Raw genomic sequence first — 17,812 nt, forward strand, 5'->3', positions numbered from 1 at the left:
AACCGGTGGGGGTTTGGCATGTCTTAGGTGGACTTATTTAACCCACTGCTTAACGCAGACGGGTTCTGGGCAGGCAACATCTTGTTGAAGTAAGGTTAACTGACCGGTCGTGGTGTCACGAGCGTAGAGGGTTAAGTTATCGCCATTTTGGTTGGAGGCAACCAGGAAGGTTTCGTCTTGGCTCAGTTCAAAGTCACGTGGGAAGTCACCAGCCGTGGTGATTGATTGAATGTGACTCAGGGTTAGGTCATCATTGACGGCAAAAACGGCCAGGGTGTTTTCTCCCCGGTTAGAGGAGTACACGAACTTTCCGTCCGAAGAGATGTGAATGGCGGCGGCCCCGTTGTGGGCGGTCCAATCGGTCGGAATCGTAGCAACGGTTTGGACGTGACTGAAGCTGCCAGTTTCAGCGTCGTACTTAAGGACTTCCAGCTTGGAACTCAGTTCACCCAAAACGTAGGCAACTTGACCGTTGGGGTGGAAGACGAGGTGCCGGGTCCCAAAGCCAGCCTCTGACTGGTAGCGGGATGCTTGGGTGAGCTTACCGTCGTCGCTAACGTCATAAACGACCACTAGGTCCATTCCTAGGTCACAGACGGCCAGGCGCTTGTCAGGCGTCAAGTCGGCATAGTGAGCGTGGGGAGCGTCTTGTTCCGGCTTCGGCCCACATTCGCCTTGGTGAGTCACCTCATCGGTTTGGGTCAGGGTGCCGTCAGAAGCAACCTTAAAGACCGTTACCGTTCCCTTGTGGTAATTGGCGCTGTATAGCAACTTCCGGTCTTGGTCGTAACCCACGTAGGCCGGTGGCGCCCCCGCCCCCAGCTTTTGGTCGATTAATTCGGCTTGACCATCCTTTAATTGGTAAGAGGCCACGCCCCCCAGGTCACCGTCTTGCTTGATGGCGAAAACCCGGTCGCCGACTTGTTGTAAGTAGGCCGGTTTTTGGGAGGTAGCCACGAGGCGGACATTTTCCAGTTGCTGGTGGTCGTGATTCAAGGTGACGGCGTACATCCCCTTGCTAGTCTTGCTAGTGTAAGTTCCAATCAAAAAGTCTTCGTTCACGATAGTCACTCCTTTGTTAGTTTCATCACTAATAATAGCAGTCACCGCCTCAATACGCTAGGGGAAACCAGTTGCCAACCTAACTAGTTAGTAGAAAGGATCGATAGTAAAGTGAAAAAAATTGCGCGGGCCATTCAGTGGGTGCAAAACCACCCGGGTCTCTTTATCTGCCCCGTTTGCGGCGATCAGGACTTGCGGGTGGAAGCAAGTTCGTTAGTTTGCGCTGCCGGGCACCGAACCGATTTTAACAAGCACGGGTTCTTGTACTTTTTGCAGGGAAAGAGCAATGATGAGTACGACCGGTCGATGCTGACTGAGCGGCGCCGGTTGCTAGAGGCGGGGTTATTCATGCCGATGGTTGAGGCGGTAGCTAATCAATTGCCGGTGGGGTCGCAAACCATCTTAGACGTGGGAACTGGCGAAGGGACCCCGCTCCTACAGTTGGCAAAGCTTCGCAAGGAAGACGACACCTTGGTGGGTTTTGATATTTCCAAGGCGGGTATCCAGTTGGCGACCCAGCTAGACTTTGGGGGCTTCTTTTGTGTGGCCGACCTGCGTCACCTCCCGTTTAATGCGGGGGCGTTTAGCGCCGTGATTGAATTCTTTTCGCCGTCTGACTATCGGGAGTTTGACCGGGTCTTAGCCCCTAACGCGACCCTAATCAAGGTGATCCCCAACTCCGGCTACCTGGCAGAGTTGCGCCACCTCTTGTACGGAAAAACGGGTCGGCACGCCGAATACGATAACCAACCGGTGGTGGACCTGTTCATGCACCACTATCCGGGGGCTAAGCAGGTCCCGGTTCGTTACCAATTCCCGTTGCCAAGCGAACTTCGGTGGGCAATGGTTGAAATGTCACCGCTGCATTGGGGAAAGGAGGCCCGTCCCATTGCTGAACTGGACCTTGGCCAACTGACTCACGTCACGGTGGACGTGACCGTTTTGGTCGGCGAAAAAAGATCGTAATTTACTAGCAATCCCCAACGAGTGTGTTAAAATAACCTTTAGAAATCATTTAGTAGATGACATCGAGCAATCGTTGGTATTTATTAAAGAGCACTTCATTAAAGCAGCGTTTCGCCGTGGCTACACCGAGACCCTGCTTTTTTTGTATTTTAAACGCTGAAAGGATTCACGATGACAAATCACATTGTATTATTTGAGCCCCTTTTTCCAGCTAACACCGGTAATATTGCTAGAACCTGTGCGGGGACTGATACCGTCTTACACCTCATTAAGCCGCTGGGCTTTTCGACCGATGATAAACATATGAAGCGGGCCGGCCTGGATTACTGGGACAAGGTGAAGGTGGTTTACCACGATGACCTAGTGGCCTTTTTGGATTCAATTGACCTAGACCACCTCTACATCGCCTCTAAGTTTGCCGAACGCGATTATAGTGAGGTGGACTACACCATCGCCGGGGACCACTACTTCTTGTTCGGTAAGGAAACGACCGGGTTGCCAGAGGGTTTCATGCGCCGTTATCCTGAAAAAGCAATCCGAATTCCTCAAGATGACAACAACATCCGGGCGCTCAACCTGTCCAATACCGCGGCAATTGTGATTTATGAGGCCCTGCGCCAACAAGGCTTCCCGAACCTCGCCCGGGTGCACAAGTACCCATTTGATAAGTTAAAGTAGGGGGAAATTATGGCACGCAAAGCACGGACAACGACCCGACCGCGGGCAAAGGCCAAGCCCAAGGTGCAAAACCGGTTGGTCAAGAGCCTGAGTGGGATTTTGGCGATCCTGATTTTGCTAGTCGGCCTCTTTAAACTAGGCATCATTGGTACCCTAGTGATGGGGTTATTTGAACTGATCGGCGGGGAAACGGCCCCGGAACTGATGGTAGTGGCCATTATTTATTGCCTGGGCTTGACTTTATACGGACGCTTCCCCCGTGTGAAGGTCCGCTGGTTAAGCGGGGCGGTGCTCTTTTACGCCGGCCTCTTATTGGCCCTGCACGTGGCGATGTTTGACAGTTTAAACGCCCATAGTCATTACTTATTAACCACTTGGAATAGCCTGAATCGAGCGATTATTAATGGCGACACCACCGTGGCGATTGGTGGGGGACTATTAGGGGGGCTTTTGTATAGCGGTACCGTTTATTTGGTGGCTGATTTGGGCGCCCAAGTGTTGGCCTGGCTGTTGATGTTGGTCGGGGTCGTCGTTTTCTTCGACCTCCCGTGGCACCGTGTGATTGACGGGTTGGCAACCCTCGTGAGCGCCGCCATTGCTAAGTACCGGGCCAAGCAAAAGGAGGCCCGGCAAGCACCAATTAAGTCCCGGGTTCAACAGCGCCACCAATCGGGGCTGCTAGCACGCTTTAAGGACCACCGCCCCTCGCCAAGGACCGAGGACAAGGACCTGCCGGAACCAATCGCCGATCAACCACCACAAGGCAACGAATCGGCAGCGGCCGTTGCTCCGAGCCCGAGCCCGGCCCCTGCGCCTAAGATCATGGTAGCGGGGCAACCGAAGCCTAGCGAACCAGCGAGCGACGCGGGGGCGGAACCGGAATTAGCCGGGGCCAACGGTCAAGGCGATGACGAAGACTACCAATTGCCGCCAACCACGCTTTTAACCGAGGTGGCCCCTACCGACCAAACCAAGGATTTGGAGGCAATCAAGGAAAACACCAGCACCCTGCAAGACACCTTGCAATCCTTTGGGGTCGAGGCCACGGTGGAAAATGTTAGCTTAGGACCGTCCGTGACGAAGTACGAGCTTCGCCCAGCCGTCGGGGTGAAGGTAGCGAAAATTACCCACCTGGCCGATGACTTGGCCTTAGCCCTGGCGGCTAAAGACATCCGGATCGAAGCGCCGATCCCGGGTAAGTCGTTGGTCGGAATTGAAGTCCCGAACCAAAAGATCGCCACGGTGGGCTTCCGCTCCTTAGAAGAGGCCACCCCCAACGATGGCCGACCGCTAGCGGTGCCACTCGGGCGGACCGTTTCGGGTGACGTAATGGTCGCCGATCTGACCAAGATGCCCCACCTCTTGATCGCCGGGGCGACCGGGAGCGGGAAATCAGTGGCAATTAACGTCATTTTGACTAGTATTTTATTTAAGGCCAAGCCTAGCCAGGTGAAGATGCTCTTGATTGACCCTAAGAAGGTGGAACTCTCTGTCTACAATGGGATCCCTCACCTGCTATCGCCCGTAGTTTCCGACCCCAAAAAGGCGGCCCGGGCCCTGGCTAAAGTAGTGGCGGAAATGGAACGCCGCTACGAGCTGTTTGCCGCCTTTGGGATCCGCAACCTAGCTGGCTATAACCAACGGGTGACTAAGGAAGAAGACGATGAACACCACCCGCTACCGTTGATTCTCGTCGTCGTGGATGAATTAGCCGACCTGATGATGACGGTTTCCCATGACGTTGAAGACGCGATCGTACGGATTGCCCAAATGGGTCGGGCGGCCGGTATCCACATGATTATCGCCACCCAACGCCCCTCCGTGGACGTAATTACCGGGCTAATCAAGGCCAACGTCCCGTCCCGGATTGCCTTTGCGGTCTCGTCCGGGGTGGATTCGCGGACAATCTTAGACGCTAACGGGGCGGAGCGACTGTTAGGGCGCGGGGACATGCTCTTCCAGCCGATCGACAAGAACAAGCCGATTCGGGTTCAGGGGGCCTTTATTTCCGACCAAGACGTTGAGGCGGTCGTCAACTTCATTAAAGAGGAGCGCCCAGCTGAATACGACGAAGCGATGGTGGTGTCCGATGCCGAAATGGAAGCGGCCCAGGAAGCGGAAGATACGGATCCGCTGTTTGATGAGGCGCTGGACTTTGTTACCGACCAGCAGCGGGCCTCGACGTCAATGATTCAACGTCGGTTCCGGATTGGCTATAACCGGGCGGCCCGAATCCTAGATGAAATGGAGCAGCGGGGTTACGTTTCACCAGCCAACGGTGCCAAACCCCGTGAGGTCTACCGGCAACCAGAAGAATAAAAAACAACCTCAGCTTATTGGCCGCGTTTTCTGTCTAACATTCGTAAATACAATAAGGGGCTAGGAGAAAGTACGGTTTCTCCTAGCCCCTTATTGTATTCTAGTTTATTTCCCACTTGCTTCGTTGACTAGGCCTAGAGCAAGCCTAACGAAACGATTGCCCCGAAGATCAAAGAACCGAGCATGGCGATTAACATCAGCCAAACGGCGACCATGGTGATCTTTTGGAAGCGGGTTTTCTTTTTTGGCATTACAAGTTCACTCCATCTTCATTTGCTTTTCGTTAAGTGTACCGCAACCTAGTCGTTAAGATCAAATTAGAGCCCATTGTGTGGTAGAATTAACGGGATTGTAAGAGAGGATGCGGTGCGCGTGAAAAACATTATTACTGAATTGGTGATGCTAGTGGGCTATGGCCTGGTTGAATGGTTGGTCAATCGTTTAATTCGTCGGCAAAAGAAGCCGGTTCACCTGTTGTGGGTTTGGACAACATTATTAATAATTAGTTGCCTAATCAACCTGACTTTTTACTGGTTTGCCTATCCAGTGATTATTTGGATGTTGATCGGAATTGGACTGGTGATCCACCAGTTGTGGACCAGTCACCAGTTCTTGTACCAACGGTTTTGGCCGCGCTTTTGGCAACTGACGGTGTTTTTTTGGCTCGTTGCCTTCGTGCTATCGCTGTTGGGTAACCGACTACCAGTGGTTTAAGTAGGAGTGGAAAATGACCCGGGGGACCGGTGGTTGTTGTCCACTCCTTTTTCTTAAGGAATTAATTATTGGTACCCGTGGTGAGAAGTGGGGGAATGTGGTAGACTGTTGGTGTAGTTTTTAATTTGGGGGTGAGACGCCGTGTTCATGGGTGAATACACGCATACAATCGACGACAAGGGCCGGCTGATCATCCCTGCCAAGTTCCGCTCCCAGTTGGGTGATGATTTCATTATCACCCGGGGGTTGGATCATTGTTTATATGGCTACCCATTAATCGAGTGGCAAGCCGTTCAACAACGGCTGGCTAGCTTACCATCGACCAACGCGAACGCCCGTAAGTTAGTGCGGTATTTTTATTCCGCGGCCTGCGAGTGTCAGTTTGATAAACAAGGGCGGGTCAACTTACCGGCCAACTTAATGCAACACGCCTACTTAGAGCGGGATTGTGTTGTAATTGGGGTCGCCTCCCACTTTGAAATTTGGGACGCCGAGCGGTGGGCAAGTTACCAGGATGCTGCAGCAAGCGATTTTGACCAGTTAGCAGCTGGTTTTGATGGGCTTAGCTTTTAGAAAGGAGGAACGAGATGGCAGAATTTAACCACGTAACCGTGCTACTTCACGAAGCGGTGGCGGGGCTTGCCATTCAGCCAGCGGGTGTCTACGTTGACGCCACGTTAGGTGGTGGTGGTCACAGTGGCGAGATCTTAAAACAACTCACCAGTGGTCACCTGTACTCCTTTGACCAGGATGAAACGGCGATCCACTATAACCAAGCTAACTTAGGCCCGGCGATTGAAGAGGGAAAACTAACCTTAATGCAGACCAATTTCCGGAACTTAAAGCAGGCCCTAGCTGATCAGGGAGTCACAGCAATTGACGGGATCGTTTACGACCTTGGGGTATCATCACCCCAATTCGATGATGCCAAGCGGGGCTTTTCCTATCAACACGATGCCCCATTGGATATGCGGATGAACCAAGACCAGCCCTTATCGGCTTACCAGGTCGTTAACGAATGGTCATACCAAGAACTAGTCCGGATCCTCTACCGCTACGGGGAAGAGAAGTTTGCCAAGCAAATTGCCCGGGCCATTGAACGGGCGCGCCAAAAGCAACCGATCCAAACGACGATGGAGCTAGCCAACATCGTTAAGGAGGCGATCCCCGCCGCGGCTCGTCGCCACGGGGGGCATCCGGCTAAGAAGAGTTTTCAGGCAATTCGGATCGCCGTCAACGACGAGCTAGGGGCGCTGGAGGATTCTTTAGAACAGGCCCTGGCGCTCTTAAAAGTTGGTGGTCGGATTTCCGTGATCACCTTCCAGTCCTTAGAGGACCGCTTGGTGAAAACAATGTTTAAAGAGGCAACTAGTTTACCGGACTTACCGCCGGGCCTGCCGGTTATTCCAGCGGACGCCCAGCCCGACTTTAAATTGATCAACAAAAAACCAGTGCTCCCAACCGAAGACGAATTGAAGGTTAACCACCGGGCGCACAGTGCTAAACTTCGCGTGATTGAAAGACTTAAATAAAGATAGGTAGTGGAAAACATGGCATCGAACGCAGCACGACAACTAACCTCCCCAACCCCGAGTAAAATTCCGGCCCCGCAGCCGACGCCTAGCCCGGCCGCTAAACCGGGACGGGTCCCCTTTTCAAATTTTGAAAAGTTAACCATCGTCCTGGCGGTGGCGATGGTGATCGGGATGACAATCGCTTTAGTCACCACCAAGATTCAAACCACCAGTCGGCAACAGGTTTTACAGACGATCCAGCAAAAGATCACGACCCAAACCAGTCAAAACACTAGTCAGCAACAAGAAATTGGGGAGTTAACGAGTCAGTCGCACCTAAAGAAAATGGCGGCTAAGTACGGGTTAACGGATACGAGCGCTAGTGTAAGGAACGTTAATAAGTAATGGATAAGCGCCAGCAAAAGAAACGAACGATAAATGGGGAGAACAGGCGAAACCGAAAGACCTTTGGGATGTGGTTCTTTTTGGTAGCGGCCATAATTTTCATTCTGTTTACCGTTCGTTTTAGTTATATTGCCATCTTTAAGGATGTTCAAAACCATAACTTAAAATCGCAGGCGGCCAAGCTCTACACTAGCTCGCAAGTGATTCAAGCCAAGCGGGGGACGGTCTACGATGCCGACGGGAACCCGATCGCCACGGACACTAGCAAGTACACCGTTTATGCCATCATTGATTCCAGCTACCGCTCGGCAAGCGGCAAGGCCCTGTACGTCACTAACAAGAAGAAGACGGCTAAAGTGTTAGCTAAGTACTTAGACCTAAGTGAAGCCCAGATTCTCAAGATCCTCTCGCCAAGTAGTAAGGGAATCTTTCAGGTTCAGTTTGGGACGGCCGGCTCTAACCTGTCAGTCGCCACGATGGAAAAGATTAAAAAGGCAAACCTACCAGGGATTAACTTCACGCAAATCCCGGCCCGGGAATATCCCGAGGGCAACTTTGCTAGCCAGCTGCTCGGGATGACCACGTTAAAAACCAACACCAAAACCGGGACCACCCAGTTAGTGGGGGACATGGGGTTAGAAGGGTACTTTAACAAACAGCTGACCGGGACGAATGGTTACCGAACCGTAAAACAAGACGTTTATGGTTACCAACTGGCTGATTCGTCAACGAAGGGGCGTAAGGTTGAAAACGGGGATAACATCACCACGACTTTAAACAATAAGGTCCAACACCAGATGGAAACCTTAGTGTCCAAGGTGGAAAAGGAAACCCAAGCAGAAGGGATTACCGCCATCGTGATGGAAGCCAAGACCGGGAAAATCGTGGCGGCCACCCAACGGCCAAACATGAAGTCCGAAACCCCTTCTTGGACCAACGCATTAACGCAGCAAACCTTTGAACCTGGTTCGACGATGAAGGTGCTAGCCTTAGCAGCCGCCATTAACAGCGGAAACTTTGACCCTAACGCCACTTACACCTCAGGAACGTGGAGCCTTGGTGGGGGGAAGATCACCGACTGGGTGACCAGTGGGTGGGGAACCATCACCTATAAAGAGGGGTTTTACCGCTCCTCTAACGTTGGGTTTGCCCACGTTGAACAAAACATGGGCGCCAAGACCTGGATGAAATACATCCGCCGCTTCGGCCTCCTAAAGAAGGTCAACGTATACGGCATGGGGAACGAAACGGCGGGTTACACCACCTTTAAGGGAAAGCTAGAACAGGCCAACACCGCCTATGGTCAGGGGATTACCGTTAACGTGATGGAACTGATGCAAGCCTATACTGCCATTGCCAACAACGGAAAAATGGTTAAGCCCTACTGGATCGAAAAGGTGACCGACCCCAACACCGGTAAGACGGTGAAGAAACTGTCAACCACCGTGGTGGGGCACCCAATTTCCGCTTCGACGGCTAAACAGGTCCGTAAGTACATGGAAGGGGTCATTTACAACAAGGTCGGAACTGGGCAGTCCTATAAGGTCAGTGGGTACCGGATTGCCGGGAAGACCGGGACGGCCCAAATTGCCGGGACAAACGGTTACGAGACCGGGACGAATGATTACATCTACTCTTTTGCCGGCTTTGCCCCGGCTAAAAACCCCAAGTACATCATCTACCTATCGATGAAAAAGCCGAAGAATTTAACTAAGGCGGCGGAAACCCACCTGTCGTCAATTTCAACGCCGATCATCAAGTACCTTTTGGACCAAGAAAAGCTCAAGTCCGAGGGGCAACAAGGGGTAGTCAAGGTTGGTAACTACGTCGGCAAGAATGCCCAAACGGTGCAAACAAGCCTGGCGAAAAAGAAGTTGCAAGTCACCGTGATTGGTGGCAATAAAAAGATCACCGCCCAGTCGTTGACGGCTGGTAAAGAGGCGATCATCAACAGCCGTTTGATCTTAAAGACCAGCGGCGAAATGACGATGCCAGACGTTTCTGGCTGGTCACAAGCAGACGTGGCCCAGTTGGCACAAATGATGGGGCTAAAACTATCATTAACCGGGAGCGGCTACGCAAGTAACCAATCAATCAGCGTGGGCACCCCCGTTAAGGCGGGCGACAGCTTGAAGGTTGCTTATACGGGAAAGTAAGAAAGAGAAGAAAAACGTTTAATTGGAGGCAAATTAATGAGTATCTTGGTAGCGGGCTTAACCCTGGTGAGTGCATTTTTGATCACCTTTTTGTTAATGCCGAGTTTGATCCGCTATTTCCGGGCGAAAAAAGAGGGCCAACAGATTCGAGAAGAGGGCCCAACCTGGCACGAGAAAAAGGCCGGCACCCCGACGATGGGGGGCTTACTCTTCATCTTGTCAGCAGCACTAACCTGCGGCTGGGTGGGGGCTTGGCAAGGCCAACTGAATGGTACCTTAGGCGCCCTGTTGTTCACCCTGATCGCTTACGGCTTAATCGGGATGTGGGACGACTCCATTAAGATCTTTAACCACCAAAACGAAGGGTTTAAGCCGTGGCAAAAGTTCTTAGCTCAGGTAGTGGGGGCAATGGTTTTTGCCGTCATTTACCAACACGAGGGCTTTCAAATGGGCTTTGGGCTCACCGACTGGGGCTGGTTTTACGCCCTGTTTATTATCTTTTGGATGGTCGGGTTCTCCAACGCCGTTAACTTAACGGATGGACTAGACGGACTGGTGACCGGGTTAGCAACGATTTCCTTTGCTGCTTACCTTGTCTTAGCCTTAGTACAGGGGCAAACTGAAGTCGCCCTCTTCTGTTTGGCCATGATCGGGACCTTGTTAGGTTTCTTCCCCTTCAACCACAAGCCCGCCAAGATTTTTATGGGGGATATGGGATCACTAGCGTTAGGGGCAAGCCTGGCGGCGGTCGCCCTGGTTTTACATCACGAATGGTCGCTTCTGATCATCGGGATCGTGTACGTCTTGGAGACCCTGTCGGTGATTTTGCAGGTCGCATACTTCCGGCGGACGGGCAAGCGGCTCTTTAAGATGACGCCGATTCACCACACCTTTGAAATGATGGGGTGGAGCGAATGGAAAATTGACAGGGTCTTTTGGCTCGTTGGTTTAATTGCCGGCGCCCTTACGGTGGCGACGATCTTGTTTTTAGGATAATACTTGGATGAGTTTGAGGTACGGATTGTGAAGCAAATTAATGATTACAAAGGCAAAAGGGTACTGGTATTAGGGTTTGGAATTAGTGGTCTGAACGCCGCTTACCTCCTCCAAAAACTGGGGGCAACGGTGGTGGCTAACGATCAACAGGTTCCAAAGGACCCGCGCGTGGTCGCCGACTTGGAAGGGGCGGGGATTACGGCCGTGACCGGCTCTAACCCGCTGAGCCTGGCCGAAGAAGGCTTTGACCTGGTGGTAAAAAACCCGGGGATCCCGTATGATACGCCGTTAGTGGCGGCCTTTGTTAAGAAGGGAACGCCCATTATCACCGAGCTAGAGTTAGGTTACCAAGTCTTTGCGGGGCACTTGATTTCGGTGACCGGCTCCAACGGGAAGACGACCACCACGACCTTGATTGAACAGATGGTGGCCATGGGTAACCCGCACCGGGTGGAGTACGCCGGTAACATCGGGGTGTCCTTTTCCAAGGTGGCCGAAGAGCTAGGTCCTGACGATACGATCGTCACCGAAGCCTCCAGTTTCCAACTACTGGGCGCCCCAACCTACCGCCCCCACATCGCCGTGATCACCAATATCTTCGCTAACCACTTGGACTACCACAAGACGCGGCAAAACTATATTGACGCTAAGCTGGGGATCACCCGCAACCAGACCAAAGACGATTACCTGGTCATCAACTGGGATAAAGAAGAATGGCAAAAGCTAGCTAAGCGGACCAACGCCACGGTGGTCCCGTTCTCCCGTCTCGCTAAGTCTCAGGAGGGGGCCTACCAAAAAGGCGGCGACCTATACTGGCGACAAGAACGGATCATGGCCGCTAAAGACGTGGTCTTAATTGGGCCCCAAAACGTTGAAAACGCCCTGGCAGCCATTGCGGCGGCCAAGTTATCCGGGGTCGCAAACGAAGCGATCGTCCGGGTTTTGACCACCTTCACCGGGGTTCGCCACCGCCTTCAGTACGTGTTGGACTACGAGGGGCGCCGTTTTTACAATGATTCCAAGTCGACCGACATCGAGGCAACAGAGGTGGCCTTGCAAGGGTTCGAGCAACCGGTCATCTTACTTGCCGGGGGGCTTGACCGGGGCTACACCTTCGAGCGACTGGTTCCTTACTTCAGGGAGCACGTCAAGGCCTTAATTGTCTTCGGTGAGTCCAAGGATAAGATGAAGGCGGCTGGTGAGCAGGCTGGCGTGAAGACGATTGTCGAAAGCACGGACGCGGTGACGGCGGTGCCAGAGGCCTGGCGGCTTAGTGAACCGGGCGATGTCATCTTACTCTCCCCGGCTAACGCCAGCTGGGACCAGTTCCCCAACTTTGAGGTGCGCGGGGACCGGTTCATTGAGGCCGTTGAACAACTGACCGGCAAAAAGGAGGAAAACTAATGCGCTTAATGGTATCGGGGGGCGGAACCGGGGGTCACATTTACCCGGCCTTAGCCCTAATTGAGCGGTTGAAGCAGGTGGAACCAGACACCGAGGTCCTTTACGTGGGGGCCAAACGGGGCCTGGAAACGAAGATTGTCCCCCAGGCGGGCTACCGGCTGGAAACCATGGAAGTTCAGGGGTTCCGGCGGAGCCTTTCGCTCGAAAATGTTAAGACTGTCTACCTCTTTTTAAAGGCCGTTGCCCAGGCTAAAAAACTAATTAAAGACTTTCGCCCAGACGTCGTTTTGGGGACCGGGGGCTATGTTTCCGGGGCCGTCTTATATGCGGCGGCCAAGCTGGGGGTGCCAACCGTCATCCACGAACAAAACTCCGTGGTGGGGGTGACCAATAAGTTCTTAGCGCGTTACGTGAATGAAGTGGCGATCGCCTTTGAAGCGGCCCGGAGCCAGTTTGCCAAGTCGTCAGTGACGATGACGGGGAACCCACGGGCCCAACAGGTCGCCCAGCGCACTAATTCGGCCTATTCCTGGACCGAAGACGGGCTTAAAGACGGGGTACCCACCATCATGATTTTTGGTGGTTCCCAAGGGGCGCCCCGAATCAATAAGGCCGTGGTTGAGGCCTTACCAAGTTTTAACGAGCAGCCCTACCAAGTGATCTTCGCTACCGGCCGGAAGCGCTACGATGACGTTATGGGGGCGCTAGCGGGGCAACCAATTGGTGATAACGTTAAGGTGGTACCATACATTGAAGACATGCCAGACAAGTTGCCACACGTCGACGCCCTGGTTTCGCGGGCGGGGGCCACGACGATCGCCGAAGTAACGGCGCTGGGAATCCCGACGATCCTGATCCCGTCGCCATACGTGACGGCAAACCACCAGGTGAAAAACGCGGAGGCCCTCGTCAAAAAGGGGGCGGCCCTGATGATCTTAGAGGATCAATTAGACGGGCGTTCCTTAATTACCCAAGCCAATCACCTGATGAATGACGCCGCCGTCCGGCAAAAGATGGCGGCTAATTCAAAGGCGGTTGGTCATCCAGACGCTAGTGACCAACTAATCGCCGTCTTGAAAAAGGCGATCGCAGACCACCAGAAGTAGAAAGGAGGAGGGGAACATGGCCAATCACCGTGATAACCGGGAGCACCGCCGCTACGCTGATCGCTTGGCGACGCTAGAAGCTCAGAGCGTGATTGATGGGCGTGACCGGTTTAAAAAGCGCCACCAGGGGCTTAAAAAGGGGCTCCCTAAGCTACGGGCCTATCAAATCAAGAGTAACTTGGGCCGGGCCTTGACCGTGTTAATCCCCTTCTTCATCGTTTTACTGGCGATGATCTACGTGGTTTCACCCTTTTCTAAGGTCAACCAGGTTAAAGTGGTTGGCAATGAGGACCTGACCGCAAAGCAAGTGGAAGCCGCCAGTGGTGCTAAAGCTGGTGCCTTCATCTGGCGCCTGGTTTTTGACCAAGCCGCGGTTTCCAAGCAGGCGCAGCAAAATAATTTACAGGTCAAAAGCATCCGGGTGAGCCTCGTTGGCCCCCGGTCGGTGAAGGTACACGTGGTGGAAAACCCGGTGATTGGAATCGTAACCCATAACGGCCACCAAGAACTCTTGCTTTCGACCGGAAAGTACCAAAAGATTAGTAACAACCTGACGAACTTCATTACTTACGCCGGGTTTGCCAAGCACGAGGAAATGCTGACCGAAACGGCCAAACAAGTTGGTCAGTTGTCGGCGACAATTCGTCAGGGAATTTCCCAAGTTGCTTATAGCCCGACAAGTACGGATGACGAACGGTTAAAGATTTACATGAACGATGGTAATACCGTGTTAGCCAATGCCTCGACCTTAGCGCAGAAAATGAATTACTACCCGTCGATCGTCACCAATATGAATACGGCGGGGGTGATCGACTTACAAGTCGGTGCCTACTCGTATGCTTATGGCGATCAAAGTAAGTAAGTCCGGAACCGGATTCATTTTTGACAATCTAGGGGTTTTTGGACAAGGACTTTCTGTGGTAAAATTTAGACTAACTAAAAGTGTAAACTAAAGGGGATTTCCCTTACTTTTAATTAAAATATTTTTAGGAGGTTCCGGGAGAAATGAACGACTCACACATCTACGTAGGATTAGATATTGGAACCACCTCGATTAAGGCCCTCGTTTGCGAGGACGTTAAGGGCGAACTAAGGGTTGTAGGCGTTGGCACGCAACCGGCTGGTGGGCTTAGTCGGGGCGTGATTGTCGATATCGAAAAGACGGCCCACGCCATTCAAGCGGCGGTTCGTCAGGCAACCGAGAAATCCGGCATTAAGATTGATAAGGTGATTGTTGGTTTACCGGCGAATTACCTGCAAATGACCGAGGTCCACGGGATGATTACAGTGGCCAACCAGGGTCAACCACGCGAAATCATTAATCAGGACGTCATTGACGTTGCCTCGGCCGCAATGACCCAAAACCTACCCCCAGAGCGGGAAGTGATTGACCTTGTCTTGCGTGACTTTGCGGTTGATGATTTTAACAAGATTGAAGACCCCCGGGGAATGGTGGCGGTCCGCTTAGAGTTGCGGGCCACCATGTACTCGGGCCCTAAGACGATTGTCCACAACACCAAAAAGGCGGTCGCCTTGGCGGGCTTACAGATCCAAGACTTGGTGGTAGCCCCGATTGCAACCGGCTTTGAATTATTGAGTGATGGGGAACAAGACTTCGGGACGGTCTTGGTTGATCTCGGCGGTGGTCAAACCACGACCAGCATCATCCACGACCACCAACTCAAGTTTGCCTACGTGGACCCAGAAGGGGGAAACTTGATTACTCACGACATCTCAACGGTCTTAAATACCTCCCAGCGAAACGCCGAGCAACTAAAGCGTGATCACGGCTACGCTGATTCACGCCAGGCTAGCGATGAGGTGCAACTGGCCGTTGACGTGGTCGGGAAAAATCAGCCGGTCAATTACAGCGAAAAGTACTTAGCCGAAGTGATTGAGGCCCGGGTCCGCCAGATCTTTGAACGGTCCCAAAAGAAGCTTCAGTCCATTAACGCCCCGCAACTACCAGGGGGCGTGGTTCTCCTGGGTGGGGTCGCCATTTTACCTGGTATTAAAGAAATCGCTAGTGAGTACTACGATGGCAACGTCAAGGTGTACATTCCCGACCAAATGGGGGTTCGGCACCCAAGTTTTGCCCTGGCCATTGCCCTGTGCAAATACGAAGATGACCTGCGTGACGTCGACCAACTCCTAAAGGAAACGGTACACCAAGAGGGCAACTTTGCCAGTGTGGTTCACCAGGTAGTGCAACAAGCTGCCCAAACCAGTGCAGCACCGCAACCAACCCGGCGTCCGGCCCCGAGTCGGCCCGCTCCACAGCCAAGTCAACCGGAAGCTCAGGCACAAGAACAACCGGTAGACAACCAACCAACTAAGAAGAAAAAGAAGAATCCGTTTTCGAACTTCTTTAACAACTTCTTTGATTAACACTGATAACGACGGAGGAAACAGTCATGGATAACGCAACCAACGAATTCGATCAATTACACCCAACCCAGGCCCAGATTAAGGTAATCGGGGTTGGTGGTGGTGGTGGGAACGCCGTCAACCAAATGATCAACGAAAATGTTGAAGGGGTTGACTTCATCGTTGCCAACACCGACCTGCAGGCCTTAGAGGGTTCCCACGCCAAGACTAAGTTACACCTGGGGCCGAAGCTGACCAGGGGCCTGGGGGCCGGGTCAAACCCAGAGGTTGGGGCCAAGGCCGCTCAAGAAAGTGAATCAGACATCACCAAGGCCTTAGAAGGGGCCGACATGGTCTTTGTTACCGCCGGAATGGGCGGGGGTACCGGGACCGGGGCCGCACCAGTAATTGCCAAGATTGCCAAGGACTCCGGTGCCTTAACCGTCGGGGTAGTAACGCGGCCGTTCTCCTTTGAAGGGACGCGGCGGGCCAAGTTAGCTGCCGAAGGGTTAGAGAACCTGGAGAAAAACGTCGACACCCTGATCGTGGTTTCCAACGACCGCCTGTTAGAAATCATCGACAAGAAGACGCCGATGATGGAAGCCTTTAAGGAAGCCGATGACGTTCTCCGCCAAGGGGTGGAAGGGATCTCTGATTTGATCACTAACCCTGGTTACATTAACTTGGACTTCGCTGACATTCGTCACACGATGACCAACCAAGGGGCCGCTTTGATGGGGATTGGGGCCGCCGGCGGTGACGAACGGGCCAAGGAAGCCACCAAGCGGGCGATTTCTTCACCGCTGCTGGAAGTTTCTATCGATGGGGCTGAACACGTGCTGGTTAACGTGACGGGGGGCAAGGACTTGTCCATGACCGAAGCCGAAGACGCCTCTAGCGTAATTCGTCAAGCCGCTAACACCAACGTCGACATTACCTTTGGGATGGCCATTGACGAAACCTTAAACGATGAAATCCGCGTTACGGTAATTGCAACGGGGATCGACAAGACCAAGCAGGGCGACGAAAAGCCAGTTGAAGAAGTAAGTCAGCCGGCCGCACAGCCGGTCAGTCAAGCCCCGGTTCAACCACAGGTTCAGGTACAACCACAGGCTAGTGCCGCCCCGGCCCCAACGTCGGAATTCGCAACCACCGATGACCCGTTCCAAAACTGGAACGAAGACCTCGGCAACGAACTAGAAGGTGGCGCCCGGCCGAATAGCTTTAACCACGTCAAGAAGCCAACCTTTAGCGTCCAAGATGACAACCTGTCTAACGTTGATGACGGGGGGGAAGACCTCTCTACCCCGGCTTTCTTTAAGAACCGCCGCAAGTAACACGAACCGAAAATAGAGAATGACTGGAGGAATGGCCCATGGCAAGTAAATTTTTTAGCAACCTTTTTGGGGTGGTCGACGATGAACCAGAGACGGCCGACTACTACGAAGATCAGCAGCCGGCTCAACAAGCCCCGGCCCCGGTGCCGACTCCGGCCCCAACGCGTTCAAATAAAGTCGTTTCGATCAATAACGCCCGGGTGGCTCCGCAACCAAATTCGTCTAGCAAGATTGAGCTAGTTGAACCACGGGTGTACGGGGACGGGAAGGAAATCGTCAACCACCTGTTAAATGGCAACGCCGTCATTGTTAACTTTGATCAGATGGACGCAAAGGTTGCCTTCCGGATTGTCGAGTACATGAAGGGCGCCACCTACGCCATTAGCGGAAAGATCGAACGGATTGACGCAGAAATTTTCTTGTGCACCCCCCAAAACTTCGAAATCTCGGGGAAATTAGCCCCGACCCTTTCTAGTGATGGGTTGGATGATAGGAGAGACCGGTATTGATTATTACCTTTATTGTTTGGGCGCTTAGCCGCCTGTTGAGTTTGTATAGCCTACTGATTGTGATCTGGTGCCTGTTAACCTGGTTTCCGGGGGCCATGGATAGCTCACTAGGCCGCTTTTTAAGCCAGCTAGTGGCACCGTACCTAAACTTTTTTGAACGAGTTATTCCTCCACTGGGCGGGATCTCCTTTGCCCCGATGGTGGCCTTGATTGTGATTTATTTTGCCCAGTATGGGGTTCAAATGGTTGGGCAAATCTTAATCAACTTAATGTAGGGGG

Annotated in this window: 18 protein-coding genes; 16 read left to right on the top strand and 2 right to left on the bottom strand. The window is 52.9% G+C overall.

The features are described 5' to 3' along the window. Positions 1-33: 33 nt before the first annotated feature. Complete coding sequence (locus FG166_RS03325; protein ID WP_035430808.1) at positions 34-1,062, bottom strand: lactonase family protein; 1,029 nt, start codon at positions 1,060-1,062, stop codon at positions 34-36. A gap of 111 nt (positions 1,063-1,173) precedes the next feature. Between FG166_RS03325 and FG166_RS03330 the strand changes: the two genes are divergently transcribed. The 3 genes from FG166_RS03330 to FG166_RS03340 all read left to right on the top strand — a co-directional run bounded on the left by FG166_RS03330 (position 1,174) and on the right by FG166_RS03340 (position 5,025). Further along, a complete protein-coding gene (locus FG166_RS03330) occupies positions 1,174-2,028 on the top strand; it encodes a methyltransferase domain-containing protein (protein WP_003682153.1) in 855 nt (284 codons plus the stop codon). A gap of 171 nt (positions 2,029-2,199) precedes the next feature. Next, positions 2,200-2,706, top strand: coding sequence for a tRNA (cytidine(34)-2'-O)-methyltransferase (locus FG166_RS03335; RefSeq protein WP_003682151.1), 507 nt, complete (start codon positions 2,200-2,202; stop codon positions 2,704-2,706). Positions 2,707-2,715: 9 nt separating this feature from the next. Next, positions 2,716-5,025, top strand: coding sequence for a DNA translocase FtsK (locus FG166_RS03340; protein WP_003682149.1), 2,310 nt, complete (start codon positions 2,716-2,718; stop codon positions 5,023-5,025). Between the two features lie 134 nt (positions 5,026-5,159). Here the strand turns inward: FG166_RS03340 and FG166_RS03345 are convergent, their stop codons facing one another. Continuing rightward, the gene (locus FG166_RS03345; protein WP_021815855.1) at positions 5,160-5,276 is read right to left on the bottom strand and encodes a DUF4044 domain-containing protein; all 117 of its coding nucleotides are present in this window, start codon (positions 5,274-5,276) and stop codon (positions 5,160-5,162) included. Between the two features lie 121 nt (positions 5,277-5,397). Here FG166_RS03345 and FG166_RS03350 point away from each other — a divergent pair, with 121 nt between their 5' ends. From FG166_RS03350 to FG166_RS03410, 13 genes are all read left to right on the top strand, one after another. Beyond that, positions 5,398-5,739: a hypothetical protein gene (locus FG166_RS03350; protein WP_015638729.1), complete on the top strand. Its 342-nt coding sequence runs from the start codon at positions 5,398-5,400 to the stop codon at positions 5,737-5,739. Positions 5,740-5,880: 141 nt separating this feature from the next. After that, entirely contained in the window at positions 5,881-6,312 is a 432-nt protein-coding gene (gene mraZ, locus FG166_RS03355) for a division/cell wall cluster transcriptional repressor MraZ (RefSeq protein ID WP_003682145.1), read from the top strand. Positions 6,313-6,326: 14 nt separating this feature from the next. Then, positions 6,327-7,271: a 16S rRNA (cytosine(1402)-N(4))-methyltransferase RsmH gene (rsmH, locus tag FG166_RS03360; RefSeq protein ID WP_003682143.1), complete on the top strand. Its 945-nt coding sequence runs from the start codon at positions 6,327-6,329 to the stop codon at positions 7,269-7,271. 18 nt (positions 7,272-7,289) lie between these two features. After that, the gene (locus tag FG166_RS03365; RefSeq protein WP_003682140.1) at positions 7,290-7,658 is read left to right on the top strand and encodes a cell division protein; all 369 of its coding nucleotides are present in this window, start codon (positions 7,290-7,292) and stop codon (positions 7,656-7,658) included. Beyond that, positions 7,658-9,814 carry a penicillin-binding protein gene (locus FG166_RS03370; RefSeq protein WP_003682138.1) on the top strand — a complete coding sequence of 719 codons (2,157 nt, stop codon included), beginning with the start codon at positions 7,658-7,660 and terminating at the stop codon, positions 9,812-9,814. Before FG166_RS03365 ends, FG166_RS03370 begins: the two co-directional genes overlap by 1 nt. Positions 9,815-9,850: 36 nt before the next feature. Continuing rightward, positions 9,851-10,810, top strand: a complete 960-nt coding sequence (gene mraY, locus FG166_RS03375) for a phospho-N-acetylmuramoyl-pentapeptide-transferase (protein ID WP_003682135.1) — start codon at positions 9,851-9,853, stop codon at positions 10,808-10,810. 27 nt (positions 10,811-10,837) lie between these two features. Next, positions 10,838-12,214, top strand: coding sequence for a UDP-N-acetylmuramoyl-L-alanine--D-glutamate ligase (murD, locus tag FG166_RS03380; protein WP_012390998.1), 1,377 nt, complete (start codon positions 10,838-10,840; stop codon positions 12,212-12,214). Continuing rightward, entirely contained in the window at positions 12,214-13,320 is a 1,107-nt protein-coding gene (gene murG, locus FG166_RS03385) for an undecaprenyldiphospho-muramoylpentapeptide beta-N-acetylglucosaminyltransferase (RefSeq protein WP_003682130.1), read from the top strand. The genes murD and murG overlap by 1 nt, the downstream gene beginning before the upstream one ends. Before the next feature lie 16 nt (positions 13,321-13,336). Then, entirely contained in the window at positions 13,337-14,182 is an 846-nt protein-coding gene (locus tag FG166_RS03390; protein WP_003682127.1) for a cell division protein FtsQ/DivIB, read from the top strand. A 143-nt stretch (positions 14,183-14,325) separates the two neighbouring features. After that, complete coding sequence (ftsA, locus tag FG166_RS03395; RefSeq protein WP_003682126.1) at positions 14,326-15,708, top strand: cell division protein FtsA; 1,383 nt, start codon at positions 14,326-14,328, stop codon at positions 15,706-15,708. Positions 15,709-15,734: 26 nt separating this feature from the next. Then, positions 15,735-17,024 (top strand): cell division protein FtsZ, encoded by a 1,290-nt coding sequence (gene ftsZ, locus FG166_RS03400; protein ID WP_003682124.1) that lies wholly within the window; start codon positions 15,735-15,737, stop codon positions 17,022-17,024. A 38-nt stretch (positions 17,025-17,062) separates the two neighbouring features. Beyond that, the gene (locus FG166_RS03405; protein WP_003682121.1) at positions 17,063-17,533 is read left to right on the top strand and encodes a cell division protein SepF; all 471 of its coding nucleotides are present in this window, start codon (positions 17,063-17,065) and stop codon (positions 17,531-17,533) included. Continuing rightward, on the top strand, positions 17,530-17,808 hold the full coding sequence (locus tag FG166_RS03410) for a YggT family protein (RefSeq protein WP_003682120.1): 279 nt from the start codon (positions 17,530-17,532) through the stop codon (positions 17,806-17,808). The genes FG166_RS03405 and FG166_RS03410 overlap by 4 nt, the downstream gene beginning before the upstream one ends. Positions 17,809-17,812: the final 4 nt, after the last annotated feature.

This window comes from Limosilactobacillus fermentum (assembly GCF_013394085.1).
In the GTDB taxonomy this organism is placed as follows: domain Bacteria; phylum Bacillota; class Bacilli; order Lactobacillales; family Lactobacillaceae; genus Limosilactobacillus; species Limosilactobacillus fermentum.